This is a genomic window from Sulfitobacter sp. 1A15299 (assembly GCF_043556915.1).
Lineage (GTDB): Bacteria > Pseudomonadota > Alphaproteobacteria > Rhodobacterales > Rhodobacteraceae > Sulfitobacter.
Genome location: NZ_JBIFFJ010000005.1, coordinates 120,949 through 146,764, shown reverse-complemented (window position 1 = coordinate 146,764; position 25,816 = coordinate 120,949). Strand labels below are relative to the sequence as shown.

The 25,816-nt window shown below is 62.8% G+C and carries 27 protein-coding genes; 11 read left to right on the top strand and 16 right to left on the bottom strand.

Translation table 11 applies throughout. The features are described 5' to 3' along the window. Positions 1-3 precede the first annotated feature (3 nt). From ACGYK7_RS08975 to ACGYK7_RS08965, 3 genes are all read left to right on the top strand, one after another. Positions 4-924 (top strand): isoaspartyl peptidase/L-asparaginase family protein, encoded by a 921-nt coding sequence (locus tag ACGYK7_RS08975; RefSeq protein WP_394401200.1) that lies wholly within the window; start codon positions 4-6, stop codon positions 922-924. Between the two features lie 141 nt (positions 925-1,065). After that, on the top strand, positions 1,066-1,644 hold the full coding sequence (locus ACGYK7_RS08970) for a TRAP transporter small permease subunit (protein ID WP_394401198.1): 579 nt from the start codon (positions 1,066-1,068) through the stop codon (positions 1,642-1,644). Then, on the top strand, positions 1,644-3,035 hold the full coding sequence (locus tag ACGYK7_RS08965) for a TRAP transporter large permease subunit (protein WP_394401195.1): 1,392 nt from the start codon (positions 1,644-1,646) through the stop codon (positions 3,033-3,035). Before ACGYK7_RS08970 ends, ACGYK7_RS08965 begins: the two co-directional genes overlap by 1 nt. A gap of 190 nt (positions 3,036-3,225) precedes the next feature. Here the strand turns inward: ACGYK7_RS08965 and ACGYK7_RS08960 are convergent, their stop codons facing one another. Continuing rightward, positions 3,226-4,320, bottom strand: coding sequence for a TRAP transporter substrate-binding protein (locus ACGYK7_RS08960; RefSeq protein WP_394401192.1), 1,095 nt, complete (start codon positions 4,318-4,320; stop codon positions 3,226-3,228). 242 nt (positions 4,321-4,562) lie between these two features. Between ACGYK7_RS08960 and ACGYK7_RS08955 the strand changes: the two genes are divergently transcribed. Genes ACGYK7_RS08955 through dctP form a run of 3 tightly spaced genes read left to right on the top strand, consistent with a single transcriptional unit; the run spans position 4,563 to position 7,483 of the window. Continuing rightward, complete coding sequence (locus ACGYK7_RS08955) at positions 4,563-5,063, top strand: TRAP transporter small permease subunit (protein WP_394401321.1); 501 nt, start codon at positions 4,563-4,565, stop codon at positions 5,061-5,063. A gap of 16 nt (positions 5,064-5,079) precedes the next feature. After that, positions 5,080-6,375, top strand: coding sequence for a TRAP transporter large permease subunit (locus ACGYK7_RS08950; protein ID WP_394401318.1), 1,296 nt, complete (start codon positions 5,080-5,082; stop codon positions 6,373-6,375). A 19-nt stretch (positions 6,376-6,394) separates the two neighbouring features. After that, entirely contained in the window at positions 6,395-7,483 is a 1,089-nt protein-coding gene (dctP, locus tag ACGYK7_RS08945; protein ID WP_067266589.1) for a TRAP transporter substrate-binding protein DctP, read from the top strand. A gap of 237 nt (positions 7,484-7,720) precedes the next feature. Here the strand turns inward: dctP and ACGYK7_RS08940 are convergent, their stop codons facing one another. The 12 genes from ACGYK7_RS08940 to ACGYK7_RS08885 all read right to left on the bottom strand — a co-directional run bounded on the left by ACGYK7_RS08940 (position 7,721) and on the right by ACGYK7_RS08885 (position 18,679). After that, on the bottom strand, positions 7,721-8,455 hold the full coding sequence (locus tag ACGYK7_RS08940) for an amino acid ABC transporter ATP-binding protein (protein WP_394401189.1): 735 nt from the start codon (positions 8,453-8,455) through the stop codon (positions 7,721-7,723). After that, the gene (locus ACGYK7_RS08935) at positions 8,452-9,126 is read right to left on the bottom strand and encodes an amino acid ABC transporter permease (RefSeq protein ID WP_271690293.1); all 675 of its coding nucleotides are present in this window, start codon (positions 9,124-9,126) and stop codon (positions 8,452-8,454) included. The genes ACGYK7_RS08940 and ACGYK7_RS08935 overlap by 4 nt, the downstream gene beginning before the upstream one ends. Before the next feature lie 3 nt (positions 9,127-9,129). Continuing rightward, entirely contained in the window at positions 9,130-9,888 is a 759-nt protein-coding gene (locus ACGYK7_RS08930) for an amino acid ABC transporter substrate-binding protein (protein WP_394401186.1), read from the bottom strand. Positions 9,889-10,132: 244 nt separating this feature from the next. Continuing rightward, the gene (locus tag ACGYK7_RS08925) at positions 10,133-11,488 is read right to left on the bottom strand and encodes a sigma-54-dependent transcriptional regulator (RefSeq protein WP_394401183.1); all 1,356 of its coding nucleotides are present in this window, start codon (positions 11,486-11,488) and stop codon (positions 10,133-10,135) included. A 17-nt stretch (positions 11,489-11,505) separates the two neighbouring features. Then, positions 11,506-11,631, bottom strand: a complete 126-nt coding sequence (locus ACGYK7_RS08920; protein ID WP_259950196.1) for a hypothetical protein — start codon at positions 11,629-11,631, stop codon at positions 11,506-11,508. A 34-nt stretch (positions 11,632-11,665) separates the two neighbouring features. Continuing rightward, complete coding sequence (locus tag ACGYK7_RS08915) at positions 11,666-12,865, bottom strand: formate dehydrogenase subunit gamma (protein WP_394401180.1); 1,200 nt, start codon at positions 12,863-12,865, stop codon at positions 11,666-11,668. Between the two features lie 67 nt (positions 12,866-12,932). After that, positions 12,933-13,526, bottom strand: coding sequence for a formate dehydrogenase FDH3 subunit beta (gene fdh3B, locus ACGYK7_RS08910; protein WP_067266580.1), 594 nt, complete (start codon positions 13,524-13,526; stop codon positions 12,933-12,935). Between the two features lie 12 nt (positions 13,527-13,538). After that, positions 13,539-16,526, bottom strand: a complete 2,988-nt coding sequence (locus ACGYK7_RS08905; RefSeq protein WP_394401177.1) for a formate dehydrogenase subunit alpha — start codon at positions 16,524-16,526, stop codon at positions 13,539-13,541. Between the two features lie 101 nt (positions 16,527-16,627). Then, positions 16,628-16,840 (bottom strand): twin-arginine translocation pathway signal protein, encoded by a 213-nt coding sequence (locus ACGYK7_RS08900; protein WP_067266573.1) that lies wholly within the window; start codon positions 16,838-16,840, stop codon positions 16,628-16,630. 65 nt (positions 16,841-16,905) lie between these two features. Further along, complete coding sequence (locus ACGYK7_RS08895) at positions 16,906-17,514, bottom strand: molecular chaperone (RefSeq protein ID WP_394401174.1); 609 nt, start codon at positions 17,512-17,514, stop codon at positions 16,906-16,908. Further along, positions 17,511-18,143: a DUF3306 domain-containing protein gene (locus ACGYK7_RS08890; RefSeq protein ID WP_394401171.1), complete on the bottom strand. Its 633-nt coding sequence runs from the start codon at positions 18,141-18,143 to the stop codon at positions 17,511-17,513. The genes ACGYK7_RS08895 and ACGYK7_RS08890 overlap by 4 nt, the downstream gene beginning before the upstream one ends. After that, entirely contained in the window at positions 18,140-18,679 is a 540-nt protein-coding gene (locus tag ACGYK7_RS08885) for a DUF3305 domain-containing protein (RefSeq protein WP_394401316.1), read from the bottom strand. The genes ACGYK7_RS08890 and ACGYK7_RS08885 overlap by 4 nt, the downstream gene beginning before the upstream one ends. 381 nt (positions 18,680-19,060) lie before the next feature. Here ACGYK7_RS08885 and ACGYK7_RS08880 point away from each other — a divergent pair, with 381 nt between their 5' ends. From ACGYK7_RS08880 to ACGYK7_RS08860, 5 genes are read left to right on the top strand one after another with little or no spacing between them, the layout of a single operon-like run. Beyond that, positions 19,061-21,025 (top strand): 4Fe-4S binding protein, encoded by a 1,965-nt coding sequence (locus tag ACGYK7_RS08880; protein ID WP_394401168.1) that lies wholly within the window; start codon positions 19,061-19,063, stop codon positions 21,023-21,025. A gap of 26 nt (positions 21,026-21,051) precedes the next feature. Continuing rightward, positions 21,052-21,255 (top strand): DUF6494 family protein, encoded by a 204-nt coding sequence (locus ACGYK7_RS08875; protein WP_067266562.1) that lies wholly within the window; start codon positions 21,052-21,054, stop codon positions 21,253-21,255. A 5-nt stretch (positions 21,256-21,260) separates the two neighbouring features. After that, on the top strand, positions 21,261-22,331 hold the full coding sequence (apbC, locus tag ACGYK7_RS08870; protein ID WP_394401165.1) for an iron-sulfur cluster carrier protein ApbC: 1,071 nt from the start codon (positions 21,261-21,263) through the stop codon (positions 22,329-22,331). Continuing rightward, positions 22,328-23,044: a DUF4444 domain-containing protein gene (locus ACGYK7_RS08865; RefSeq protein ID WP_394401162.1), complete on the top strand. Its 717-nt coding sequence runs from the start codon at positions 22,328-22,330 to the stop codon at positions 23,042-23,044. Before apbC ends, ACGYK7_RS08865 begins: the two co-directional genes overlap by 4 nt. Further along, positions 23,041-23,526 carry a DUF6505 family protein gene (locus tag ACGYK7_RS08860; RefSeq protein ID WP_271690283.1) on the top strand — a complete coding sequence of 162 codons (486 nt, stop codon included), beginning with the start codon at positions 23,041-23,043 and terminating at the stop codon, positions 23,524-23,526. Before ACGYK7_RS08865 ends, ACGYK7_RS08860 begins: the two co-directional genes overlap by 4 nt. A gap of 42 nt (positions 23,527-23,568) precedes the next feature. Here ACGYK7_RS08860 and ACGYK7_RS08855 read toward each other — a convergent pair whose 3' ends face one another. From ACGYK7_RS08855 to ACGYK7_RS08845, 3 genes are read right to left on the bottom strand one after another with little or no spacing between them, the layout of a single operon-like run. Further along, positions 23,569-24,381, bottom strand: coding sequence for a substrate-binding domain-containing protein (locus tag ACGYK7_RS08855; RefSeq protein ID WP_394401159.1), 813 nt, complete (start codon positions 24,379-24,381; stop codon positions 23,569-23,571). Continuing rightward, complete coding sequence (locus ACGYK7_RS08850; RefSeq protein ID WP_394401156.1) at positions 24,378-25,091, bottom strand: ATP-binding cassette domain-containing protein; 714 nt, start codon at positions 25,089-25,091, stop codon at positions 24,378-24,380. The genes ACGYK7_RS08855 and ACGYK7_RS08850 overlap by 4 nt, the downstream gene beginning before the upstream one ends. Beyond that, entirely contained in the window at positions 25,088-25,792 is a 705-nt protein-coding gene (locus ACGYK7_RS08845; protein WP_394401153.1) for an ABC transporter permease, read from the bottom strand. The genes ACGYK7_RS08850 and ACGYK7_RS08845 overlap by 4 nt, the downstream gene beginning before the upstream one ends. Between the last annotated feature and the right edge of the window lie 24 nt (positions 25,793-25,816).

Sequence of the window (25,816 nt, the reverse complement as noted above, 5' to 3'; positions counted from 1 at the left end):
GAAATGTCTTACTCCCTTGCCATCCATGGCGGTGCCGGAACCATCCTCAAGGAAAACATGACACCTCAGAAGGAGGCCGCCTATCACGACGGCCTCGCCCGCGCCTTGGAGGCTGGGGAAGTGGTGCTGTGCGACGGCGGGAGTGCGATGGACGCGGTGGTGGCCGCGGTCTGCGCTTTGGAGGATGAACCGCTGTTCAACGCAGGACGCGGCGCGGTCTATACTTCGGAAGGCGTGCAGGAGATGGACGCCGCCGTGATGGATGGCAGCGATCGGCGCGCGGGATCAGTGGCCGGTGTCTTTGGGCCGAAGAATCCCATCAAGCTCGCCCGCGCCGTGATGGAGCGCACCGAGCATGTCACGCTGATCGGCCCCAACGCGCTGGAGATCGCGCGGCAGGCGGGCCTGGAGTTCGGCGACCGCGACTATTTCTTCACCCAGTCCCGCTGGGATGCGCTGCAAGAGACGCTTGAGATGCGGGCACGGGGCGAGGTTTCGGACGATCCGGCGCGGCGCCATGGCACCGTGGGAGCCGTAGCGCGCGACGCGGCGGGCAATCTTGCGGCGGCCACCTCTACGGGGGGCATGACCGCCAAGGCGCCGGGCCGGGTTGGCGACACGCCGATGATCGGCGCGGGCACCTTCGCCGACAACGCGACCTGCGCAGTCTCCGCCACCGGCCACGGCGAGATTTTCATCCGCTGGAACGTCGCCGGAGAGATCGCCGCGCGGATGCGCCATGCGGGCGAGGATCTGGCAACCGCCGCCGAACATGTGGTGATGCAGGATCTGGCAGCCAATGACGGCTCAGGCGGGGTCATCGCGGTGGATGCGGCAGGCAATATCGCCATGCCGTTCAACTCGCAGGGCATGTACCGCGGGATGGTGCGCGGAGGCAGCGCGCCCGAAATCAGTATCTATTGAGCGGCGCGGCCCTTCGGTTGCCTTCCTGCCACGGGAAGGCGACAAATGCCGCCGGGAAGAGCCGCCCGTCATCTAAATCTTGACATTTTGCCCCCTCCCTTTGATTGACGGTCAAACGAACTTGACGGGAGAGGGGACAAGGTGCGTTTTTTAGCAGCAATTGCCAGGGTGATCTGCGCGGTGAATTTGGTCATCGGCCATCTCTTCTCATGGCTCGCACTCGGCATCGTGTTGGTCTGTTTCACCGTGGTCGTGCAGCGCTATGTCTTCGCGATCAGCTTCGTTTGGATGCAAGACCTATATATCTGGCTGAACGGCGCGATGTTTACGGCGGTGGCCGGTTTTGCGCTGCTGCGCGATGACCATGTGCGCGTCGACATTTTCTACCGCCCCGCCACCATGGCCCGCCGCGCGCTGATCGACCTTATCGGCGTCATCGTCTTTCTGCTGCCCTTCTGCTGGATCGTCTACACCTATTCGATTCCCTTCGTGCAGCGCGCTTGGGGCTATCAGGAAGGATCGGCCAACGTCGGCGGCATGCCGGGGCTCTACATTCTCAAAGCCTTCATCATCGGCTTCGCATTTCTACTCGCAATGCAAGGAGTTGCATGGATCATCCGCTCCATCCTCGTGCTCAGCGGCAATGCTGAGCTGGTGCCCAAATCCATGCAATATAGCCGGGACCAAATCCCCGCAGACCATCCGCAGGGAGCCGTTTGATGGATCCGATTTTCATTGGCGAGATGCTCGCCGCGCTCATGTTCTTTGGCGTGATCGGCTTTTTGCTGCTCGGCTTTCCGGTGGCTTTCACCCTTGCTGGCGTGTCGCTGCTGTTTGGCGCCGTGGGCATGGGGTTCGGCGTTTTCGATCCGTCGAACTTTGGCTCGCTGCCGAACCGCTATATCGGCTTCATGACCAACGAAGTTTTGGTCGCCGTGCCGCTCTTTATCTTCATGGGGGTGATGCTGGAACGCAGCCAGATCGCCGAACAGCTTTTGCTGACCATGGGCAAGCTTTTTGGCAATATGCGCGGCGGTCTGGGGATTTCGGTGGTGCTGGTGGGGGCGATGCTGGCTGCATCCACGGGCGTCGTCGGGGCCACGGTTGTCACCATGGGCCTGATTTCTCTGCCCGCGATGCTGCGGGCGGGCTATGACCCCAAGCTAGCCACCGGGGTGATCTGCGCCAGTGGCACCTTGGGGCAGATCATTCCGCCCTCTACCGTGTTGATCTTCATGGGCGATATGCTGTCGGGCATCAACTCTCAGGTCCAGATGGCCAAGGGCAACTTTGCCCCCACCCCCGTCTCTGTGGGGGATCTTTTCGCCGGGGCGCTGCTGCCGGGGATTTTGCTGGTCACGCTTTATCTCAGCTACGTTCTGTTCAAAGCCGCGACCGCTCCCGCTTCCTGCCCCGCGACGCCGGTTCCGGCGGATGAGAAAAGCCAGTTGGTGCGGGATTTCTTTGTCGCCCTGATGCCGCCGCTCTTGCTGATCCTCGCCGTGTTGGGGTCGATCCTCGGCGGGATTGCCACCCCGACCGAGGCGGCCTCTGTCGGTGCCGTGGGGGCGATGGTGCTCGCGGCCCTGCGCTGGCGTCTGTCCTTCCGCATCCTGCGGGAGACGATGATTGCCACAGCCACGATCACCAGCATGGTTTTCATCATCCTGCTGGGCGCCTCGGTCTTTTCGATCGTGTTCCGCATGATGGGCGGCGACAATCTGGTGCATGAGTTCCTCAGCAACCTGCCCGGCGGCCCCTTGGCGGCGGTGGCGGTGGTGATGATCATCATGTTCTTTTTGGGCTTCATCCTCGATACCTTTGAGATCATCTTTATCGTGATCCCGATCACGGCACCGGTGCTGTTGATGCTGGACATCGATCCGATCTGGCTGGGCGTCTTGGTCGGGGTGAACCTGCAGACATCCTTCCTGACGCCGCCCTTCGGCTTTGCGCTGTTCTATCTGCGGGGGGTGGCCCCGGCGGATCTGCCGACGAGCGCGATTTACAAGGGTATCCTGCCGTTTGTGCTGTTGCAGGTGGTGGCGATTGCGATCCTCTTTGCCTTCCCGCAGATCGTGACTTGGTTGCCTAAGATGATCGCGGGGTGAGATAGCCCCCCTCGACGTTCAAAGGCCCGGCAGCAACGCCGGGCCTTATTTTGTGTTCCAAACATCCGCCAATGTCCCGCCCGGCGGCACGCCGGGCATCGCCCTCCCTCCCCCCGGAGGGCGATGCCCTTCGCGCTCAAACGAAAAAGGGCCCGGCGTTACCACCGGGCCCTTCCGATCAGCGCGAAGCTCAGTACTTCAGGAACTTCTGGCGCGCTTGCACATAGGGACTGTCGATGCTCTCGGTCCGGGTGCGGACGAGGTTCAGCGCTTCGACAAAGCTCTCGGCGGTTTTCTTGACCAGCGGGTCGTCGCTGTTGCGCAGCTCTTCAACCACTTCGACCGAGGCTTTGGCACCGGCTTCCATGATGTCGTCGGGGAAGTTGCGCACGGTCACGCCATGTTCTTCCTGCAGGGTCTTCAGCGCACGGGGATCGTTGGCGTAGAAGTCAGCGGCGACTTGGTCGTATTCCGCTTGGCTCACATCGCGGATGATCGCCTGCAGGTTCTCGGGCAGTTCCTGATACTTCTTCTTGTCGACGACAAGCTCGGTCGCCAGACCCGATTCCACGAAGGACGGCATGTAGTAGTTCTTGGCCACCTGATGGAACCCGAGCGCCAGATCGTTGTAGGGGCCGACGAATTCGGCCGCGTCGAGCGTGCCCGACTGCAGCGCTTGGAAGATTTCGCCCGCGGCCATGTTGGTCACGGTCGCGCCCAGCTTCTCCCACACGCGGCCACCGAGGCCCGGCGTCCGGAAGCGCACGCCTTTGACATCGTCGAGGCTTTTCAGCTCATCCCGGAACCAGCCGCCGGTCTGCGTGCCGGTGTTGCCCGACAGGAAGCCCTGAACGCCGAACTGGTCGTAGATCTCGTCCCAGATTTCCTGACCGCCCATGTAGCGCATCCAAGCTGTCAGCTCGGGCGTGGTCATGCCGTAAGGAACGCCGGTGAAGAAGGACAGCGCGGGCGATTTGTTCTGCCAGTAGTAGGCGGCGCCATGGCTCATCTCGGCGGTGCCGTCGATCACGGCGTCGAGCGATTGCAGCGGCGGCACCATCTCACCGGCGGAGAAGACCTGAATGGTTAGCTCGCCACCCGAGGCGGCGGTGATCCGGTCGGCCAGACGCTGCGCGCCGACACCCAGACCGGGGAAGTTCTTGGGCCAAGTGGTGACCATGCGCCAGGTGATGTTACCCTGTGCAATAGCGGGCGCTGCAAGTGTCGTGGCGGCAGCACCTGCCCCCATCACACCGGCTTTGCGGATAAATGAACGACGATCCATGTTTTTCCTCCCAAACGGATATTTGCTTAGCCTCCCCCGACGTCGACGCGGAGGGCCATGCGCAGCAGATAATCGTCGCTTTTGGAAAATGTCCATGGCCTAGGCAAATTGAAATCTCAGCTTCTGGACAATCCCGCCCCAAGCCGCATACGTAGTGCTACTTAAAGCGGCATTATTAATGGTCTTTTGCCTTGTTTTCGGCAGAAAGGCCAATAATGTGCCAGCTGCCAGGGAGGGCTCAGATCGTGATAAAATTCATCGACCAGATGAACGAATTCGTCGGGCGTATCGTGTCGGTCGTCGCCGTCATTTTCGCCGCAATCATCATCTATGACGTCTTCATGCGCTATGCGCTGAATGACCCGACCCGCTGGGCTTTTGACGTTACGAAACAGTTATATGGCTTCTATTTCGTACTGCTGGGCGGCTATGCACTGCGCCATCAGGCCCATGTGCGGGTCGATCTGATCACCGAAACTCTTGGCCCCAGCCTGCGCCGTTGGGTCGAAGCGGCGGGCTATGTGATCTTTTTCTTCCCCTTCGCGTGGATCTTCACCACCCGCTCTTATGAATTCGCCATGCGATCTTACGCCCAAGGTGAGACGACATATGGCTCGGTCCAGCTGCCGGTCTATCCGCTGAAAATGGCCATGGCCCTCGCTGCCGGTCTGCTGCTGCTGCAAGGTGTGTCGGAATTTTTGAAACTCGTACTTAACCGTCAGGAACTGCCCCGTGACGCCTGAACTCATTGCACTCACCATGTTCGGCCTGCTTTTGCTGGGCCTTTTCATGGGCCACCCGCTGGCCTTCGTTTTGGGCGGCACCGCCGTTCTGGGCGCTGTCATCGCCGGCAAACCGATGGTGCTGGGCATCGTCATCAACCGGATTTTCGGCGATGTGCTGGACAACTTCACGCTGATCGCGATTCCCCTTTTCATCTTGATGGCAAGGTTCCTGTCCGATTCGGGCGTGACGGATAAGATGTTCGAATCACTGCGGCTTTTGATGTCAAACATTCGCGGCGGTCTGGCGCTGGCGGTGGTTTTCATCTCGATCCTTCTGGCCGCGACCACGGGCATCATCGGCGCGTCGATTACCGTGATGGGCGTGATGGCCCTGCGCCCCATGCTGCAATATGGCTATAGCCCGACGCTGACCACCGGGGTCATCGCCGCCTCTGGCTGTTTGGGCATTCTGATCCCGCCCTCGATCATGTTGATCCTCATGGCCTCCTACTCGCCGCTGTCGGTGGGGGAGCTTTTCGCGGGCGCGATGGTGCCGGGTGTGGTGCTGGGGCTGCTCTATGCGGTCTGGGTGTTCGTCGTCGCCGTGGTCCGGCCCGACATGGCCCCCGCCGTCGAGCCGGATGAGAAGATCTCGAAACCCGCTCTTGTGCGCATGTTGCTGATCGAAGCGGTCCCGCCGCTGGTGCTGATCCTCGGCATCTTGGGCTCGCTGCTTGCGGGCATCGCCACGGCGACCGAAGCCTCCGCCATTGGTGCCGCGCTGGCGCTGGTCATCGTGATCCTGCGCGGAAAGTTTAGCTGGGCCTCCTTCTACGGCGCGATGCTGGAAACCGGGCGCACCTCGGCGATGATCCTCTTCATTGTCATCGGCGCCACCGCCTTTACCGGCGTGTTCAACATCACCGGCGGCCTGCGCGCCACGCAGGAGATCATCCGCAACCTCGACATGGCGCCCTGGCTTTTGATCGCGATGATGATGTTCATCGTCTTCATCCTCGGCGCCTTCCTTGACTGGACCGGCATTGTGCTGCTGTCCTTCCCGATCTTCCTGCCCATCGTGCAGGAGATGGACGTGAGCCTGCTGTGGTTCGTCGTCCTGATGTCGGTGGTTCTGCAAACGTCCTTTTTGACCCCGCCCTTTGGATATGCGCTGTTCTACCTGCGCGCCATCGCCCCGCGGGAGGTCAAGACGTCACATATCATCGTCGGCGTGCTGCCTTTCATCGGTCTGATCCTGATGATGTGCGTGGCCATCGCCCTGTTCCCGCAGCTTGTCACCTGGCTGCCGGAAACGCTCTATACAAAATAATCAACGGAGGAGAGAGATTATGAAATTGAAATCAACCCTTGCTGGTCTGGCACTCTGCGCCGGCGTTGCCACGCAGGCCGCGGCCCAAGACAGCTGGACCATGACCACCACATGGCCCACGTCGCTGGAACTGATCGAGATCGACAAGCACTTCGTCGATCTGGCCAACAAGCTGACCGGCGATGACCTGACAATCGAATTCTTCGAAGGCGGCTCTCTCGTGCCCGCGGGCGAAGTGTTCGGGGCGGTTGAATCCAACACCGTGCAGGCTGGCGCCGACTGGCCCGGTTACTGGGCGGGCCGCAACTCTGCCTTCTCGCCGCTGGCAACCACGGCGAGCCTGTTCAACGCGGTCGACTACGTCAACTGGATCGAGCAATGGGGCGGCAAAGAGCTTTATAACGAGATCTACGGCAAGTTCGGCATGGTCTATCTGCCCTACGGCGTGACCAACAACGAATCCGGTTTCCGCACCAACGAGCAGATCGTCACGCTGGAAGACCTCAAGGGCAAGCGTCTGCGTCTGTCGGGTCTGGAGCAGGGCCGTCTGTTGGAAAAACTGGGCGGTTCGCAGGTCTCCATGGCCGGTGGCGAAATCTATCAGTCGCTTGAGCGCGGCGTGATTGATGGCGCGGAATTCTCGACCCCGAACGTCGATTTCTCGGGCGGTTTCCAGCAGGTCACCAAATACTGGGCAACACCGGGCTGGCACCAGTCTGCTTCGATCTTCGGTGTGATGATCAACAAAGGTGCGTGGGACGCGCTGTCGGATGAGACCCGCGAAGCGCTTGAGATCGCCGCGCAGGCCAACCTCGTCTGGTCGTTGTCCTTCACCGAGAAGCGCGCGACCGAAGCCTACCAACAGTTCCTCGACGCGGGCATCGAAATCAACCGCTATGATGACGAGACGCTGACCAAGGTTCAGGAGATGGCCAACGAGACCATCGAAGAGACCGCCTGCGAGAACCCCGATTCCGCCAAGGTTTATCTGAGCCAGCTGGAGTATCTGAACGACTACGCCAAATGGCGTGACGCTTCGGCCCCGTTCAACCTTGGCCGCACGCCGAACGGCCCGGACATCGAGAAAATCCGCGCCTGCGCGGAGTGATTTGAGCGTTTAGCTTTGATGGAAAGGCCCGCCATTGGCGGGCCTTTTTTTCATTCACGAGGGCCATCGCCTACCCGCGGGTTGGCGATCAAAAGTCGCTTCGTACCACTTTATAGCTTAACCGTGATGTGCGCTCGCGAGGTTGCACCCAGCCTCACCAAATCGCCTACCCGGGGGGCGGGCAGGCGATGGCCCGGCGCCTGCGGCTTGATTCCGGGCCAGCGGCAAAATCGGCCCCTACCCCTCGACCCGTTTCAAGAACTTCTGCAAACGCGCATCCTTTGGCGCGCCAAAGATCTCTGACGGGGCACCGCTCTCGACAATCTTCCCGCCGTCCATGAAAATCACCCGATCCGCGATCTCGCGCGCGAATTGCATCTCATGGGTCACGATCAGCATGGTCTGCTTGCGCTCCGCCACCGCGCGCATCAGGTCGAGCACCTCCCCCACCCACTCGGGGTCGAGCGCCGAGGTCGGCTCATCGAACAACATCAGTTCCGCCCCGAGCGCCATGGCACGGCCGATGCCAACGCGCTGCTGCTGCCCGCCGGACAACGCCGCGGGGAAACTGTCGGCCTTATCGGCCAGTCCGGTCTCTCCCAGGACCGAGAGCGCGCGTTTTTCGGCCTCGGCCTTCGGGCGTTTCTGCACCGTGACGAGCGCTTCCATGATGTTCTCTTTCGCCGTCTTATTGGCGAAAAGCGCGTAGTTCTGAAAGACCATCGCCGTCCGGCGGCGCAGCGCCAGAATATCCGCCTTGCGCGCCTTGGCGGCATCGACGGTCACATCGCCGATGCGAATGACCCCCTCTTGCGGCACGTCGAGAAAATTGAGGCAGCGCAGCAGGGTCGACTTGCCGGTGCCCGAGGGGCCGATCACGACCACCCGCTCGCCCTCGGCAATCTGCAAATCAATGCCGTTCAGAACCGGCGCGCCGCCGAAATCCTTGGTCAGGCCAGTGATATCAATCATCGCACGAACGCCTTATTCAGATAGGTTTCAAGCCGCTTTTGCACTTGGCTTAACGCTTCGACGATGACCCAATAGATCATGGCGACAACGAGATAGGCCTCGAAATAGAGGAAGCTCCCGGCGGCTTCTTTCTGTGCGGCGCCCATCATCTCGGTCACGCCGAGGGTGAAGGCCAGCGATGTGCCCTTGATCATGTCGATGAAGTAATTCACCAAGGTCGGCGCGGCGATCCGGGCGGCCTGTGGCAGGATGATCCGCCACATCATCTGACCCTGGGTCATGCCGATGGACTGGGCCGCCTCCCATTGGCTGCGGTCCACCCCCATAATCGCGGCGCGGATGCTTTCGGCCATATAGGCCGCGAAATGCAGGGTCAGCCCCATGATGGCCGCGGTCACGCCGCTGATATTCGTCAGGAACGACAGCACCTGCGGCAGGCCGAAGTAGAAAAGGAACAGTTGCACCAAGAGCGGCGTGCCGCGAAAGAAACTGATGAAAACGATCACCAGCCAATCGAGCACGGGCACCTTCACAACCCGTTCGACCGCCAAAAGCGAAGCGAGGATGAGTGCGAACACCATCCCCGCCACCGCCATGAACAAAGTCAGCGGTACGTAGCCCAATATGACGGGCACCAGCCCCAGCATGTAGTCAAGGTCTAGCGCCCGCATGGGTTACTCCGCTTTGGTGATGTCTGTGCCGAACCACTTGTCCGAGATTTCGGCCAGTGTACCGTCTTCACGCAGGGTTTCCAGCGCGGTGTCGACACGGTCCCGCAGTGCACGGCCTTCATCATTGTCTTGGAACGGCAGGGCGTTGCGGATTTCAGAGAACGGCTTGCCCGCCAGTTGCAGCGGCAGGGGGCTTTCCTGAATCAACTGCGCCGAGGAAACCCGGTCCATCACGAATGCATCTACCCGGCCAAGCGCGGTATCTTGGGCGATATTGGACTCATAGGTCTTGATCTCGATCTCATCCGCGAAGGCGAGCTCGTTCAAAAGCTGCTCGAAGTTCGACCCAAGGTTCACCGCAACGGTTTTGCCGCGCAGGTCTTCGACGCCGCCGATCTCTTCGTTGCCCTCTTTGGTCACGACCTGCGCCCCGTCAAAGACGTAAGGTGCGGTAAAGGCGAACTTTTCCTGACGCTCGGGCGTGATGGTGATTTGGTTGGCAATCGTGTCGATGCGGCCTGCGTCGAGCGCGCCGATCAAGCCAGAGAAAGCCATGGTCTCGAACTCGACCTCGAAACCCGCTTCTTCGCCGACGGCGTTCATCACATCGACTTCAAACCCCTGAAGCACGTCCTGCTTTACAAAGGTGAAGGGGAAATAGCCGCCCGACATGCCGACGCGGAGCGTGTCATTGTCTTGGGCAAAGGCTGCGGTGCCGGTGACCGCGGCGAGCGCGGTGGCGGTAACGATCTGTTTCAGCATTGAATTTACTCCTCTAACGCTTGCGCTTCAGATGTCACCGGGCGCCGCCCGCTTCAACACCATCGCTGAAACAGGAACGTTTGGCGGGTAGGATCGGTTCAGATGGAATAACGGGTCCAGGGGAGCGCCTGCAGCAGGATAATCTTTTGATGTCAGCACCCGAAACAGAATGATATTCCACGAAACCGAGCCAGATTTCCCACATGCGGAACAGATATGCGCGTTTCGCATAGCTTTATCCGGGTCAAAGCGCCTCGATATCCAACCCTTCGGCGGCCCAAGCGGCAATCTTACGGTCCACGGTTTTTCGCGACACGCCCAAGCGACGCGCGGCCTCGGCGCGGTTGCCATTCGACAGATCAAGGATGTGCAACATATGCCGCTGCGTGACCAGTTCGAGGTCTTCGATCGCCCTTGGCCCATCGACGGTGCCATGGCCTGCAAAGGCTTCGGGCAGACTGCCGAGGATCACCGAGCGTTCGATCAGGTTGCGCAATTCGCGCACGTTGCCCGGCCAGTCGTAGCGCCGCAGCTTCAGCAAAGTCTCCGCATCCAACCGCAGCGCGGGCATGCCAAGCGCGGTCGAAAACTGCTGCATGAACATCGCCGCCAGTTCAACGATATCGTCCGAGCGGTCCTTGAGCGGCGGCATCGCGACCTCGACCACATTCATGCGGTGATAGAGATCGGCGCGGAAACGCCCCTCTTCCACCGCCTTGGGCAGGTCGGCGTTGGTGGCGAACAGGAACCGCAGGTTCAGGGGAATCTCCCGCTCCGCCCCCTCTGGCCGGATGCGCTGGTCTTCCAACACCCGCAAGAGCGCCGCCTGTAGCTGCTCCGGCATCTGCGCGACTTCGTCCAGAAACAACGTGCCACCGTCGGCCAAGAGGAACAGCCCCGGTTGCAGGGTCTCATTCTCCTCCACCGCGCCAAAGAGTTCGGGCACGATCCGGTCCGGCGTGATGGCGGCGCAGTTCACCGCGACGAAAGGATTGTCGGCGCGGTCAGACATCTGGTGCAACTGCCGCGCGGCCAACTCCTTGCCCGTACCGCTGGGACCGGTGAACAGCACCGGTGTCGGCACCGGGGCAAGACGGTTGAGCATGCCGCGCACCTTCGACAGCGCCTCGGATTTACCGAGCATCTGCACCGCCGCACCGCCCTGCAATTCACGCCTGAGCAAGGTGTTGTCGCGGCGCAGGTTCTTGCGGTCCAAAGTGCGCGACACCGCGCCGAGGATTTGGTTCGCCCGGAAGGGTTTCAACACGAAATCACTCACGCCCGCGCGCAGTGCGGCAATGGCGGTTTCAAGATCGGCATAGGCGGTGATCAGGACCGTGTCGGCGTAAAACCCCTTGCGGCGCTGTTCGACGACCCATTCCAACCCAGTTTTGCCGGGCATCACGTTGTCCAGAACGACCACATCGAAATGCGCCTCGTCCAAGAGCTTGGTGGCCTCCGCAGGAGAAGCCGCTTGCGCCACGCGTTTGACGCGCGGCTCCAATATCTTGGTGAGGAAATGGCGCATCCCCGGTTCATCGTCGATCACAAGGATCGACGCGCCTTCGAGCGTGCCGCCGTATTCATCGCCTGCCGCCATGATATGCCTCTTTGGTGTCAGTCCAGCCGGACGTTTTCACCTGAATAGACCTCGGCGGAGGAAAAGCCTATCTCATGCAACCCGAAATAGGCCACGACGCCGATCACCGCGACGCCCAGAAACCCTGCCAACATGGCCTTCATCGCGCGACTCCTTTGATTTGAACGCCGCCGCCGGTCATTCTGCGGGGGTCCGTTTGTCTTGTTTGACCTCATCAAGCCAGAGCGAATGGTGCTGTTCGGCCCAACGCTCATCGACCTCGCCATTGCCCATGGCGTCAAAGGCGCCTTCCATGCCGAGGGTGCCGATGTAGATATGGCCCAAGATCACCGCCATCATCAGAAAGCCGATGATCGCGTGCCAAAGCTGGGCATATTGCATTTCGGCATGGGGCGTCAGATCGCCCTGAAGCGGACCAAAGCCTGCGGCCTCGGCCATGCCGATGTCATTGATGATGTTGAACGTATGCCCGAAAAGCTGAATCTCGAAGGGAAACAGCAGCGACAGCCCCGAGAGCGAGACAGAGAAGCCCAGCAGGATCACGGCCCAGAAGACGATCTTTTGGCCGAAGTTGAACTTTTTGGCGGGCGGGTGTTTGTCACCGACGAAGCCGCCGCCCTGTTTGATCCAGACCCAATCGGTTTTGTTCGGGATATTGTGCCAAATCCACATGACAAAGACCATAACGAGCGCGATCATGAAGGCCCATGAGACGTTGTTGTGGATGAACTTCGATCCGGTCAACAGGGTGGAATTAAACTCATGCCCCAGCAGAGGGATGATAACCTTGCGGCCAAAGAGCGTGGCCAAGCCCGTCAGCGCGAGCAGGATGAACGAGCCCGCCAGCATCCAATGTGCAAAACGCTCGATGGCTTTGAAACGGGTGACGGTGCGCCCGACCTTGCCGCCTTCGATGCGGATCCGGCCCCGCAGAAGGTAAAAGAGCAGCAGCACGGCCAGCGTCCCGGCGAGCAGCCAAGCGCCATAGGTCGCCAGTGGGCCTTGGCGGAATTGCTGCCACCACATCCCGTTGTCCTGGACAAGGACACGGCCCGTCTTGTTCATCGTGCTCACGCGCACGGGCAATTCGTTATAACGGATGCCGCGCCAGAGGTCGGGGTCGGAGCGCCCGCCAAGGGGGCCGAGGCTTGGCACCGTGGCCGCATCGCCGCCCAGATTGTTGCGCCTGAACCCATCGTCGATCTCTGCGCCGTTCTGACGCCGTTCGATATCGGCCAAGTTCTGCGCGCCGCCGGTGCTGGCGCGGTCGATGGCCGAGGGGGTCGCGTTCTCGGGCAGGCGCACGTCCTGCGCCGTGACGCTGACCGGCAGCGCGGCCAAGGCGAGAATGAAAAGAGCCATCAGGTGGCGCAGCATGGGAAATCCCCCGGCTAGACAGATATGGAGAAAAGGGACGGCCCGAGCAGGCCGCCCCCGAAAGCCGTTACTGGCCCTTTTGCTCGTAAGCCGTGCCCCAGCCCCAAGCGCCGGAGCCGAAGCCGCGTGCGACCACGCGCTCGCGGTAGATGTCCGAGACCATGTCCCCGTCACCGGCCAGGAGCGCCTTGGTCGAGCACATCTCGGCGCAGATCGGCAGTTTGCCTTCCGCGATCCGGTTGCGGCCGTACTTTTGGAACTCGGCTTGGGAGTGGTTCTCTTCAGGGCCGCCAGCGCAGAAGGTGCATTTGTCCATCTTGCCGCGGCTGCCGAAGTTGCCAGCCTGCGGGTACTGCGGCGCGCCGAAGGGGCAGGCGTAGAAGCAGTAGCCGCAGCCGATGCAGAGGTCTTTGGAGTGCAGCACGATGCCATCGTCGGTCTGGTAGAAACAGTCCACCGGGCAGACCGCCATGCAGGGCGCGTCCGAGCAGTGCATACAGGCGACCGAGATCGAGCGTTCGCCCGGCTGGCCGTCCTGAATGGTCACCACGCGGCGGCGGTTGATGCCCCAAGGCACCTCGTGTTCGTTCTTACAAGCCGTGACGCAGGCGTTGCATTCAATGCAGCGCTCGGCATCGCAGAGAAACTTTGCTCTTGCCATTCTCTTGTCTCCTTACGCTGGCATGATCTTGCAGAGAGTCGCTTTGGTCTCCTGCATTTGCGTGACTGAATCGTAGCCGTAGGTCTGCACGGTGTTGGTGCTTTCGCCCAGAACGATCGGATCGGCCCCATCGGGGTATTTGTCCCGCAGGCTGACGCCTTCCATGTGCCCGCCGAAGTGGAAGGGCATGAAGGCCACGCCCTCGCCCACCCGTTCGGTGACCATGGCCATCACCTTGATCTTGCCGCCTTCCGGGCCTTCGACCCAGACATCGGCCCCGTCGCGCACACCGAGGTTGTTGGCGTCACGGGTGTTGATCTCGATGAACATGTTCTGCTGCAGCTCGGCCAGCCATGGGTTCGACCGGGTCTCATCCCCGCCGCCCTCATATTCGACCAATCGGCCAGAGGTGAGGATGATCGGGAATTCCTGCGAGAAGTCGTTCTTTTGGATCGACGCATAGAGCGTCGGCACCCGCCAGAAGGTCTTGTCCTCGTAGGTCGGATAATCCGCCACCAGATCGCGCCGGTTGGAATAAAGCGGCTCGCGGTGTTTCGGCACCGGGTCGGGGAAGGTCCAGACCACGCAGCGGGCCTTGGCGTTGCCGAAGGGGGCGCAGCCATGCTCAATCGCCACCCGCTGGATGCCGCCCGACAGGTCGGTCTTCCAGTTGATGCCGCCGACTTGGGCCACGTAATCGGAATCGATTTCACCCTGTTGCGAGGTTTCACCGACTTCCGCCTGCCCGTCATCGGCGTTTTCCGGCGCTTCGTAACCGGCGACAGCTTCGATGATGCGGCGCTCATCCGCTGTCAGGTCACCGTCCCAACCCAAATCCACCAGCATCTGCATGGTGAATTCGGGATAGCCGTCCTTGATCTCGGACCCTTTGGAATAGACGCCCTCGGCCAGCAGGTTTTCACCATCACGTTCCACACCGAAACGGGCGCGGAAGGTCAGACCGCCTTGGGCCACCGGCAGCGACATGTCATAAAGGTTCGCCGTGCCGGGGTGGTTCATCTCGGGCGTGCCCCAGCAGGGCCACGGCATGCCGTAGTAATCGCCATCCGCCGGGCCGCCCACGGCACGCAGCGTGGTTTTGTCGAAAGTATGCTGGTTCTGCATGTGCATCTTCATCCGCTCGGGCGACTGCCCGGTATAGCCGATGGTCCACATGCCCTTGTTGAACTCGCGCGTCAGGTCTTCGATCAGCGGCTCTTCACCATTCACCTCGATGTTGCGGAACATGCGATCCTCAAAGCCGAATTTCTTGGCGAACTTATAGAGGATCGTGTGGTCGGGCAGGCTTTCGAACAGCGGCTCCACCACCTTCTCGCGCCACTGGAGCGAGCGGTTCGATGCGGTGACCGAGCCGGAGGTCTCGAACTGCGTGCAGGCCGGGAGCAGATAGGTGTTGTCGGTCCGATCGTGCAGAACGGCGGAAACGGTGGGGTATGGATCGACCACGACCAAGAGGTCGAGCTTTTCCATCGCCGTTTTCATCTCGCCCTGACGGGTTTGCGAGTTCGGCGCGTGGCCCCAGAGTACCATCGCTTTCGTGTTGTCGGGCTGTTCGAGGTTCTCACGGTCTTCAAGCACGCCATCGATCCAACGCGACACCGGGATCCCGGTAAGGTTGATCATGCGCTGTTCTTCGCCCGCGCCATCGGTCCAAGAAGCGAAACGGCTCTGGATCCACTCCAGATCCTCACCCCAGACCCGCGCCCAATGCGCCCAAGAGCCATCGGACAGACCGTAGTAGCCCGGCAGCGTGTCGGCCAGAACGCCGAGGTCCGTGGCGCCCTGCACGTTGTCGTGGCCGCGGAAGATATTGGTGCCGCCGCCCGCGGTGCCCATGTTGCCAAGGGCCAGCTGCAGGATGCAGTAGGCGCGGGTGTTGTTGTTGCCGTTGGTGTGCTGCGTGCCGCCCATGCACCAGATCACGGTGCCGGGACGGTGGTTGGCCAGGGTGCGCGCGACGCGCTCAAGCTGGGAGCCGGGCACGCCGGTGACGCGCTCGACCTCATCGGGCGTCCAGTTGGCGACTTCCTTGCGGATCTCGTCCATGCCCCAAACGCGGGTGCGGATGAATTCCTCATCCTCCCAGCCGTTCTCGAAGATGTGGTAGAGGATGCCCCAGACCAGCGCCACGTCCGAGCCGGGACGCATGCGCACATACTCATCCGCATGGGCCGCGGTGCGGGTGAAACGCGGATCGCAGACGATCAGCGGGGCGTTGTTCTCTTCTTTCGCCTTCAAGACGTGCTGCAGCGAGACCGGGTGCGCCTCGGCGGGGTTGCCGCCGATGATGAAGATCGCACGCGACTTGTGGATGTCGTTGTAGCTGTTGGTCATGGCGCCGTAGCCCCATGTGTTCGCCACGCCCGCCACGGTGGTGGAGTGACAAATCCGCGCTTGGTGGTCGACGTTGTTGGTGCCCCAATAGGCTGCGAATTTGCGGAACAGATAGGCCTGTTCGTTGGAGTGTTTCGCCGAGCCGAGCCAATAGACCGAATCCGGGCCAGAAGTGTCCCGGATCGACAGCATCTGATCGCCGATCTCGTTGATCGCCTGCTCCCAAGAGATCCGCTGCCATTCGCCGCCAACCTTCTTCATCGGGTACTTCAGGCGACGCTCGCCATGGGCGTGCTCACGGACCGAAGCGCCCTTGGCGCAGTGTGCGCCGAGGTTGAAGGGGCTGTCCCAACCGGGTTCCTGACCCAGCCAAACACCGTCCGACACTTCGGCGATGACGGTACAACCGACCGAACAATGGGTGCAGACGGATTTCTTCACTTCCATCTTGCCGCTGACAGCGGCGGTGGCGGCGCTGGCCTGTTGCACGCTGCCCGCGGTGCCCGCGATTGCGGCAAGCCCACCGATGGCGAGGCCCGAGCCGCGCAGGAACGCGCGCCGGTCAATACCGCTGCGCGCCACATCGGACATGATGCCTGTCCGCTGCGCAGACCGCGCGACCCCATTGGTCTTTTTCCTCAACATATCTTCACTCCCTATGCGCGGGCTGGCCCCGCCTGAGGTGGCTATTGAACGGCGGGCGTTGTCGCCCTGCCAAGTGTCGGGGCCGCGCCCCTGTTATCTGGTCAGAACCGCGCGGCGGCGTAATAGGCGCGCGTGTGTTCGGTGTCTTGGATACGGTCCGAAGACAGGTCGGGCGCCTTGGCCGCTTCGGCCTCGGTCCCGGTGGTGGCCACGGCGACGGCGGCCAAAGGAGCGGCGCTGCCCGCGAATTTCAAGAAGTCGCGCCGATCCTTGCGAACGGCTGTGTCGGTGGATCCCTCTGGCTTGCGTGTCATCTTCTCTCTCCTGTTACGTCTTTGGTTCAGGGGCGCGTGGCCCCGCCTGTCTCATCACGGTGGGTCTAGTCGTCTTTGCTCAGCCGGAAGGCTTCGGCTTCGATCTGCATGAAGGCCCGGCCGATTTTGCCTACGGGGGCATAGAAGACCGAGTTCTTCGCGCCTTCTAGGTCGGCAAAGAAGTGCCCGGCCCAAGGGGCGATATGCCGGTTAAAGAATGTCTTTTGCTGCGCCACGGTGGCAGGCGCCGAGAACCGGCCTGCGATCATCGCGCCCATGATCTCCATCAATGAGGCGATGTTGTCTTCGGGCTCGAACACATTCGCTGCCCGCTCCAACCCGCGCGCGACCATGTCTTGGCGCAGTGCGGCCAGCGGCTTTTCGTTGAGAAAGCCGGTGAGGTAAAAGCTGGCATAGGGCAAAAGCTCGCCCCGGCCCAGACCGATGAAGAGCCGGTTAAACTCGCTCTCCGCGCCCGAGGGTTTGGTCTTGCCCGCCAGTTTGGAGAGCGCTTTGAACCCCTGCCCCAATTCGCTGTCGTCGCCCGAGAGGGCGGCACATTGATCCAGCAGGACCTGATCCGGCGGGCCGGAAAGGATAAGCCCCATGAAGTTGTAAAGGTCCGCGCGCAGGCGGTCTTCTTCGGGCAGGGGCGTTGCGGCCAATTGGGTCATGCGCTGCTACCTTCCATGTCCTGTGCCAGATCGCTGGCAAAGTGAAACCGCATGCGGCGGTGGGTCGGCGCAGGCTGCGCCTCCGCATCGTCTTCCGGGGCCGCGGTTTGCGCCGCATAGGGCGTGTCGTGAACCAGAGCCGTTTCGGTCCGGCGCGGGCCCGGCACGACGACATCATGGGTCGGTGCCAGCGCGGGCGCTTCTGCCTCAACCACCTCTTCCGGCGCGTCGGCCTCGGCGGTCAGCACCTCTTCGACCTTCGCGACCATGCCCCGGCCCACTTTGTAGATCGTGTTGACCGGCTTTCCAGCGGTGGCCGCCGCAGTGTAATCGTCGTCATAGTCGTTCAACCCGTCAAGGCAGGCCAGCACCGGGTTGGTTTTCCAAAAGCTCCGCAGCGCGCGGGTCTTGAGCCGTTGCGGCAGTTGCGCCTTGAGAAAGGCGCGCAGCTGTTCTCCGCTCACCAGATCCTCGGGCGCGGGCAGGTCGAACTCGGCCAAGAGGTCATCATCGCTGCGCTCGGCCAGCGCGGCCTCTTCGGCGGCGGCGGCGCGGGCTTCGTGCAGGCGCGCTTCGGCCTCCGCCTCGGCGGCGACGGCAGCGCGGCGCTTTTGCCAGAAACCGCTCATGCCAGACGCTTTCGTTTCAACGCGGGCGAGGCGTAGATGTCGGCGGGCTTTTCAATGCGCGGGTCGCCGATACCGTCTTGCTTGCGATCGGTGCGCAGACGATCCCGGCGGCGTTTGACGAAGGCTTCCTCTTGATGGAACTCTTCGACGAATTCCTGCACCCATGCGATTAACCCCGGTGTCATCGCGACCTTTTCCACGACCTCTTCGGCGCTGTCGCAATAGTCCTGCGCCTCATAGGGCGACGCGGTCACAAGGGCGAGCTTGAACGGGCGGTCGGTCGCGCCGGGAATGGGGCGCATCACGACATAGACACATGGCACATCCGCGCCCAGCCCGTGCACATAAGCTTCGGTTTCGGCCCCATGAAGGTCCAGCTTGAGGGTCGCGGCATGGTATTCGACGGTTTCACCTTCGCGGCGCAGCTCACGCCAATCCGCCTTTTCTGCACCGGGCAGCACGGCGGTCGCTTTCCAGCTCCACTTCGCCCAACGGGTCACACCCGGCGTGCGCCGCAGCACAATGCCCAAAGGCATCGTCCGATACATTGTCGGGTTGTGAATCAAGTCGCTCCTCCGTTTCCAAGACCTTCGCCGGAAAGCCCGGTCCGGGGGAAGCGCTAATCCGCGCCGAGGCCCGAAAAACCCGGCTTTCGAGACAAGATGGCCCGGCTGTTTTGCCCGTCAATGGCGCCTCGGCCTATTTGTCTAACTTGAGTATTTTGATCGGAAAACCGGCGAATCGCGGATGTCGAATCACCCGCGCCGCATTGAGCCGCCACGCACTGCCGATCGCCCCCATCGCGGCGCGGTCGCAGGGCGAATTTCGGTTGTAGGGGGTGGCAAATCCCGTCTAGCTTGGGGCCTCAGCCGCCGCCGACGAGGCCGCGGTTTGACCGGCGAGATAAGGGAAAATTCATGGCCAAGACATTGATAACATGCGATTGCGCAGGGTCGCAGCGTATCGATTCCGATGCATTGGCCGAGCGTAGCGGTTTGACCGTCTCCCCCCCCTGTTCGGCCCTTTGCACCACCCAGATCGACCGGGCGGCCAAGGCGCTCACCGCAGGCGATGCGATTTTATGCTGCACCCAGGAGGAGCGGGTCTTTACCGAATTGGCCGAGGAATTGGGCCTGCCCCCTGCCCCCCTCTTGGACCTGCGCGACCGGGCCGGATGGTCCGATGACCCCCGGGACAAACTACCCAAAATGTCCGCCCTCGCGACGGAAGCGTTGTTGGACGTTCCGGCTGAGAAAACCATCGACGTCGCCTCGGAAGGTCTTTGTCTGATCCTTGGCCGCGGTCCTGCGGCTCTGGAAGCGGCGGCGCAACTGAAGGACCACCTCAGCGTCACGCTGTTGATGGAGGACGCAGTCACGCGGGCCGACGACAACCTGCCCGAGGTCCGCGACTTCGATCTGATCTCCGGCAAGCTGCGCCGCGCCAAGGGCGCGCTTGGCCAGTTCGAAGTGGTGATTGACGCACTGCGGCAAGTCGACCCACGGGGCCGTGGCCCGCTGCACTGGACCGCGCCGCGCGACGGCGCGCGCAGTGAGTGCGACATCATCCTCGACCTGCGGGGTGACACGCCGCTCTTCCCCGCCCATGAGAAACGCGAGGGCTACCTGCGTGCCGATCCCGGCCACCCGGCGGCCGTGGCCGCTGCCGTGCTCGCCGCCTCGCATCTCACCGGCACTTTCGAGCAACCGCTTTACGTGCGCACCGAGCCGCTGCTTTGCGCCCATTCCCGCGCCGGGCAGACCGGCTGTACCGCCTGCCTCGACCTCTGCCCCACCGGCGCGATCACGCCCGACGGCGACCATGTCACCGTCGATCCGATGATCTGCGCGGGCTGCGGCGCCTGTTCCTCGGCCTGCCCCTCGGGCGCGATCAGCTATGACGCGCCGCCCGTCGATTTTACCATGCGCCGCGTGCAGACGCTGGCGCAGGCCTATCTCAAAGCGGGCGGCGAAGCGCCACGCCTGCTGGTCCACGACGGCCACGGCGCCGAAATGATCCGCCTCGCCGCGCGCCATGGTCGCGGGCTGCCCGCCGACGTGGTGCCGATGGAACTCGACGCGCTCGCCGCCTTCGGCCATGCCGAGACGCTGGCCGCCCTCGCCGCCGGATTTGCCCATGTCGCGCTCCTGCTCGGCCCCAAGGCCGACCGCGACGCCATCGAGACCCAGACCGCGCTGGCCCGCGCCATCGCGGGCGAGGCGCGCATGGCGCTCATTGACACCCCCGACCCCGAGGCGCTGACCGATCTGCTTTACGGTGGCGCGGCCCCTGCCCCGGTCGCCCAGCCGGTGCGCCCCATGGGCAGCCGCCGCCAGATCGCCCGCCAATCCGCCCGCGCGCTGAACCCCGAGGCCGAGGTGCTGGACTTGCCCGCCGGCGCCCCCTACGGCGCCGTGCTGGTGGACAAGGACGCCTGCACGCTCTGCCTCTCCTGCGTCTCGCTCTGCCCCTCGGGGGCCTTGGGCGACAACCCGGACTTGCCGCAGCTGCGCTTCCAAGAAGACGCCTGCCTGCAATGTGGCCTCTGCGCCAATGTCTGCCCCGAGGATGCCATCGCGCTCGCGCCGCGCCTCGACCTGACCGAGGCGGCGCTGAGCCAGCGCGTGCTGAACGAGGAAGAACCCTTCGCCTGCATCGAATGCGGCAGTCTCTTCGGGGTGAAATCCACCGTCGAGCGGATCACTGACAAGCTGCGCAGCCATTCGATGTTTGCCGACGAGGCCAAGCTGCGGATGATCCAGATGTGCGATGACTGCCGCATCAATGCGCAGTATCACAGCACGAACAACCCGATGACCGGCGCCGAACGCCCCCGGCCCCGCACCACCGACGATTACCTCTCCAAACGGCGCGACCACTAGGCCGCCCCCAAGCACAGGAGCCACCCATGAGCGAAGACTTCAACATGTCGATGCGCAAGTTTCTCAAGCAGGTCGGCGTGACCTCGCAGCAGGCCATCGAAAAGGCCATGCGCGAGCATGACACCGCTGGCAAAAATTTCCCGGTCAAGGCCGTGATCTCGATCCCGGAACTGGGTCTTGAACATACCATCGACGGCACCATCGCCGGCGCGGACAAGGGTGAGGCATAAGCGACGTGACTGCCAGCAGGGAAGCGGTCCTGACCGCCTTGAAGACCGTGACCGATCCGGCCACGGGCACCGACATCGTGGCCAGCGGCGTGATGCGCGCACTCAACGTGGACGACGCGGGCGCCGTGCGTTTCGTGATGGAAATCCCGCCCGCGCAGGCCAAGGCCTATGAGGAAGCCAAGACGCAGGCCGAAGCGGCGCTGGCGCAGGTCGAGGGGGTTTCGAAAGTCTCCATCGTGCTGACCGGCCATAGCGAGAAGGCTCCGCCCCCGGACCTCAAACCGCAGCGCAAAGCCGAGCCTGCGGGCCCGCAGAAGATTCCCGGCGTGGACCGGATCATCGCCGTGGCCTCGGGCAAGGGCGGCGTCGGCAAATCCACCGTTTCGGCGAACCTCGCCTGTGCGCTGGCCGCGCAAGGCCGCCGCGTGGGCCTGCTCGACGCCGATGTCTACGGCCCCAGCCAGCCCCGGATGCTCGGCGTCTCGGGCCGCCCGGCCTCGCCCGACGGCAAGACCATCCTGCCGATGCGCAACCACGGCGTCACCATGATGTCGATTGGACTGATGACCAACGAGGATCAGGCCGTGGTCTGGCGCGGGCCGATGCTGATGGGCGCGCTGCAGCAGATGATGACGCAGGTCCAATGGGGCGCGCTCGACGTGCTGATCGTTGACCTGCCGCCGGGCACCGGCGACGTGCAGATGACACTGGCGCAGAAGGCGCAGGTCGATGGCGCGGTGATCGTCTCTACCCCGCAGGACGTGGCCCTGATCGACGCCCGCAAGGGCATCGACATGTTCAACCAGCTCAAGGTACCGATCCTCGGCATGATCGAGAACATGTCGACCCATGTCTGCTCGAACTGCGGCCACGAAGAGCATGTCTTCGGCCATGGTGGCGTCGCCTCCGAGGCCGCGAAATGGGGCGTGCCGCTGCTCGCCGAAGTGCCGCTCGACCTGCAGATCCGCCTCGCCTCCGACGGCGGCGCGCCGATCACCGTGAGCCAGCCCGACAGCAAGCAAGCCGCGGCCTTCCACGCCATCGCCAAGCAACTGGTCGAGGCCGGCGCGGCATGAGCGAAGACCTGTCCTTCCCGCCGCTGATATCGGGCGAGGCGGTGGCGGGCGACGCCCTCGCCGCCGCCGTGGCCCGCGCGGCGCAGGGCTGCGACGCAGGGCTGATCTGCTACCGCTTGGGCGAGACGGAGGTCGAGGCCGCGCTGGTCTTTGCCCCCGAGGTGCCGCTGGCCCGCGCCATGGCGATGCTGCCGCTCTGCGGGGTCGGCTTTCAGAACGCGCTTGGCGCGCTGTCGCCGCCCGAAGTGGCTGTGCAACTCGACTGGGACGGCGGCATCCGCCTCAACGGCGCCTCCTGCGGGGCCTTCCGCATGGTCGCCTCCACGACCGACCCGCAGGCGGTGCCCGATTGGCTTGTCGTCGGCTTCACCCTGCCGCTCTACCCCGCGGACGATCCCGACCTTAGCAACACCGGCGCCCACCCCGACCGCACCGCGCTTTACGCCGAAGGCTGCGCCGAGGTGCAGCCCCCTGCCCTCGTGGAATCCTGGGCCCGGCACACGCTGCATTGGATCAACCGCTGGGAAGACATCGGCCCGAAAGCGCTGCACGGTGAATGGCGCGGGCTGGTCTTCGACCTCGACGCGGAGGTGACCATCCAAGGCCAAAGCGGTACATTCATCGGTGTCGACGAGGACTTCGGCATGTTACTGCGCGACGGAGAGACCACCCGTCTCATTCCGCTCACCACCCTATTGGAGCCCGCCCCATGACCCTCAAACTCGCCCGCGCGATCCATTTCGACGAGAGCGACCGCAATGTCTTCGCCTCTCCCGCTCGCACCGGCGAATGGTGCATCTCTGGCGGGTTCGAGTTCTCCGACTGGACCGAGGGCGACCTGACTGGCAAGGCGCGCCAAGCCTTCGCCAACGGCTGGCTCGGGCTCGAGACCTTTGGCCGGGTCACCTTCGTCGCCGTCACCCAGATCGAGGAAGCCGAGGTCGAGGCGCTCACCGCCCTTCTGGCGCAGCATTTCGTGACCTACTACGGCGCGCCCTCGGTCGATGCCGCCCGCCCCGTGGCGAAAGAGGAACTGGCGCAGATGGTCGACCTCTGCGCCGATCACGCGCCGAACTGCCTGCTCACCGTGGCGCGCGAGCTGACCGAGGCAGGCGTGCGCGAGAGCTTTCGCATGATCCAGCCGCAGGACGCTGGCCTCGAGCAATTCGCCATCCACGGCGACCTGCCCGAATAAACCATCCGCGCCCCGACTGGCGCGGATGGTCTCTAACAAAGGCTATTCAGCCCCTGCCGCATTGAAGACAAAGAGCGTCTCACCGTTGATCTTGTAGTCATTGATCAAGGTCTTCGCGCGGTCTGATGTCAGCCACTCTTCCAGCTTCAAGGCCAGATCGTTTTTCACATGGCCGTGCATTTCGGGGTTCACCGGCAGATAGGCATATTGGTTGAACAAGACCGGATCCCCCGCATAGAGCAGCGCCAGATCGCCCTTATTGCCGAAGTTCAGCCAGCTCGCGCGGTCCGACATGACATAGGCGGGCATCCCCGACGCGGTGTTGAGCGCAGCACCCATGCCCGCGCCGACAGCGTTGTACCAATCCCCAAACGTCGCCGGATCAAGGCCCGCTTCGGCCCAGAGGGACAGTTCCTTCTTATGGGTGCCGCTGTCGTCCCCCCGGCTTACGAACGCGGCCTGCGCCTCGGCGATCGCGCTCAAGGCAGCCGTGGCTGCGTCTGACCCTTCAATGCCTGCCGGATCGTCTTTCGGCCCGATAAAGACGAAATCGTTATACATGATCTCGGTCCGGTGGCTGCCATAGCCGCCCTCGACAAAGGCTTCTTCCGCCTTGCGCGAATGCACGAGGATCGCATCCACATCGCCCGCCTCACCCAGTTTGATCGCCTGCCCGGTGCCGACGACCAGCAGCTGCACCTCCAGATCGAGGTCCGCGGCAATCTCGGGCAAGAGCACGTCGGCAAGGCCCGAGTTGTTGAACGAGGTGGTCACAGCCATCTTCATCACATCCGCCGCCTGCGCGGCGCTGCTCATCGCCAGCGCGGAAATTGCGCCGATCATCCAATGTTTCATTCTACGATATCTCCTCTTAGAAATGCCTGAGCCTCTGCGGTCTCAGGTTGGTTGAAAAACTGATCCGCGGGGGCGGCCTCATGCAGACGCCCCCCCAGCAGAAACAAAACGTCATCGGCCAAACGGCGCGCTTGGCCAAGGTCATGTGTCGATAGGATCAGCCGCGTGCCCGTCGATTTCGCCGATTGCAAAATCGCCTCGATCTCGCGGGTCGCACGCCCGTCCAATGCGGCACAGGGCTCGTCCAGAAACAGCAGTTTAGGCTTGCAGATCAATGCGCGGGCAAGGGCCAGCTTCTGCTGTTCGCCGCCCGAGAGCACCGGGGCCGCGCGGCCCAAAAGCGGCTCTAACCCGACGCGGGTGGCCCATTCTTCGGCTTGTTTTCGCGCCTCGGTCTTTGACACTCCGCGCAGGCGCAGGGGGTAGATGAGGTTCTCAAGCACTGTCCGCCGCAGCATGACGGGCCGCTGAAAGACGAAGGCTTGATGATGCCGCGCCTCCTCGGTCGTGCAGCGCCATTTGATCTGTCCAGCCGAGAGCCGAGCGGTGCCGTGCAGCAGTTGCAACAACGTGGTCTTCCCCGCGCCATTCGGCCCCATCACAACCGTAGCGCCCTGCCCGTCCAGCGTCAGATCGATCGGCCCCACCAGCCGCTGCCCACGCCTGCGGCTTTCGATCGCTTTGGCCCGCATTGGGAGAAGTTGCGTCACCACCGGCCCTCCCGCTCCGTCCGACCCAGCCAATGGATGGCGAGGTTCACCGCCACCGCCAGCCCGATCAGCACAAACCCAAGGGCGAGCGCCAAGGCGAACTCCCCCTTCCCGGTCTCAAGCGCGATGGCCGTGGTCAACACGCGCGTTGCATGGTCGATATTGCCGCCGACGATCATGATGGCCCCCACCTCGCCAATCGCGCGGCCAAACCCCGCGAGGGCCGCAGTCAGCAGCGCACGACGCGAGTCCCAGAGTAGGGTCCGTATCTTCTGGCCTTGGGTGACATTCATTGAAATCAGAAGGTCATGATATTCCTGCCAAAGCTCACGGATGGACTGATGCGCGATGGAAGCGATGAGCGGGACGATAATGATCACCTGTGCGATGATCATCGCCGTGGGGGTGAAGAGCAATCCGAACACGCCAAGCGGCCCGGAGCGGGAGAGAACCACATAGACAATCAGCCCCACCACGACCGGCGGCAGCCCCATGAACGCATTCAATATCGCAATGACCAACCGCCGTGCGCGAAACCGTTTGACGGCGACTAGGGCCGCGAGGGGCAAGGCGATCAGGCAGGCGACGGCCAAGGCGGAAAGGGTGACACGAAGCGACCGGCCGGCGATCTCCACCAGCTCGGCATCAAAGGTAAAGACAAGCCAAAAGGCCTGCGTGATACCGCTCCAAATATCGACCATCTCGCGGAGGCCTCCCCCGAATAG

Bases quoted from the DNA above. Each gene is read 5' to 3' on its own strand.
- ACGYK7_RS08915 (WP_394401180.1), bottom strand. From the start codon at position 12,865: ATGCTGCGCCACCTGATGGCTCTTTTCATTCTCGCCTTGGCCGCGCTG.
- ACGYK7_RS08860 (WP_271690283.1), top strand. From the start codon at position 23,041: ATGACCCTCAAACTCGCCCGCGCGATCCATTTCGACGAGAGCGACCGC.
- ACGYK7_RS08885 (WP_394401316.1), bottom strand. From the start codon at position 18,679: ATGCCTTTGGGCATTGTGCTGCGGCGCACGCCGGGTGTGACCCGTTGG.
- ACGYK7_RS08875 (WP_067266562.1), top strand. From the start codon at position 21,052: ATGAGCGAAGACTTCAACATGTCGATGCGCAAGTTTCTCAAGCAGGTC.
- ACGYK7_RS08865 (WP_394401162.1), top strand. From the start codon at position 22,328: ATGAGCGAAGACCTGTCCTTCCCGCCGCTGATATCGGGCGAGGCGGTG.
- ACGYK7_RS08975 (WP_394401200.1), top strand. From the start codon at position 4: ATGTCTTACTCCCTTGCCATCCATGGCGGTGCCGGAACCATCCTCAAG.
- ACGYK7_RS08930 (WP_394401186.1), bottom strand. From the start codon at position 9,888: ATGCTGAAACAGATCGTTACCGCCACCGCGCTCGCCGCGGTCACCGGC.
- ACGYK7_RS08890 (WP_394401171.1), bottom strand. From the start codon at position 18,143: ATGAGCGGTTTCTGGCAAAAGCGCCGCGCTGCCGTCGCCGCCGAGGCG.
- ACGYK7_RS08895 (WP_394401174.1), bottom strand. From the start codon at position 17,514: ATGACCCAATTGGCCGCAACGCCCCTGCCCGAAGAAGACCGCCTGCGC.
- fdh3B (WP_067266580.1), bottom strand. From the start codon at position 13,526: ATGGCAAGAGCAAAGTTTCTCTGCGATGCCGAGCGCTGCATTGAATGC.
- ACGYK7_RS08845 (WP_394401153.1), bottom strand. From the start codon at position 25,792: ATGGTCGATATTTGGAGCGGTATCACGCAGGCCTTTTGGCTTGTCTTT.
- ACGYK7_RS08960 (WP_394401192.1), bottom strand. From the start codon at position 4,320: ATGGATCGTCGTTCATTTATCCGCAAAGCCGGTGTGATGGGGGCAGGT.
- ACGYK7_RS08900 (WP_067266573.1), bottom strand. From the start codon at position 16,840: ATGACACGCAAGCCAGAGGGATCCACCGACACAGCCGTTCGCAAGGAT.
- ACGYK7_RS08950 (WP_394401318.1), top strand. From the start codon at position 5,080: ATGTTCGGCCTGCTTTTGCTGGGCCTTTTCATGGGCCACCCGCTGGCC.
- ACGYK7_RS08940 (WP_394401189.1), bottom strand. From the start codon at position 8,455: ATGATTGATATCACTGGCCTGACCAAGGATTTCGGCGGCGCGCCGGTT.
- ACGYK7_RS08920 (WP_259950196.1), bottom strand. From the start codon at position 11,631: ATGAAGGCCATGTTGGCAGGGTTTCTGGGCGTCGCGGTGATCGGCGTC.
- ACGYK7_RS08880 (WP_394401168.1), top strand. From the start codon at position 19,061: ATGGCCAAGACATTGATAACATGCGATTGCGCAGGGTCGCAGCGTATC.
- ACGYK7_RS08855 (WP_394401159.1), bottom strand. From the start codon at position 24,381: ATGAAACATTGGATGATCGGCGCAATTTCCGCGCTGGCGATGAGCAGC.
- ACGYK7_RS08965 (WP_394401195.1), top strand. From the start codon at position 1,644: ATGGATCCGATTTTCATTGGCGAGATGCTCGCCGCGCTCATGTTCTTT.
- ACGYK7_RS08925 (WP_394401183.1), bottom strand. From the start codon at position 11,488: ATGGCGGCAGGCGATGAATACGGCGGCACGCTCGAAGGCGCGTCGATC.
- dctP (WP_067266589.1), top strand. From the start codon at position 6,395: ATGAAATTGAAATCAACCCTTGCTGGTCTGGCACTCTGCGCCGGCGTT.
- ACGYK7_RS08905 (WP_394401177.1), bottom strand. From the start codon at position 16,526: ATGTTGAGGAAAAAGACCAATGGGGTCGCGCGGTCTGCGCAGCGGACA.
- ACGYK7_RS08935 (WP_271690293.1), bottom strand. From the start codon at position 9,126: ATGCGGGCGCTAGACCTTGACTACATGCTGGGGCTGGTGCCCGTCATA.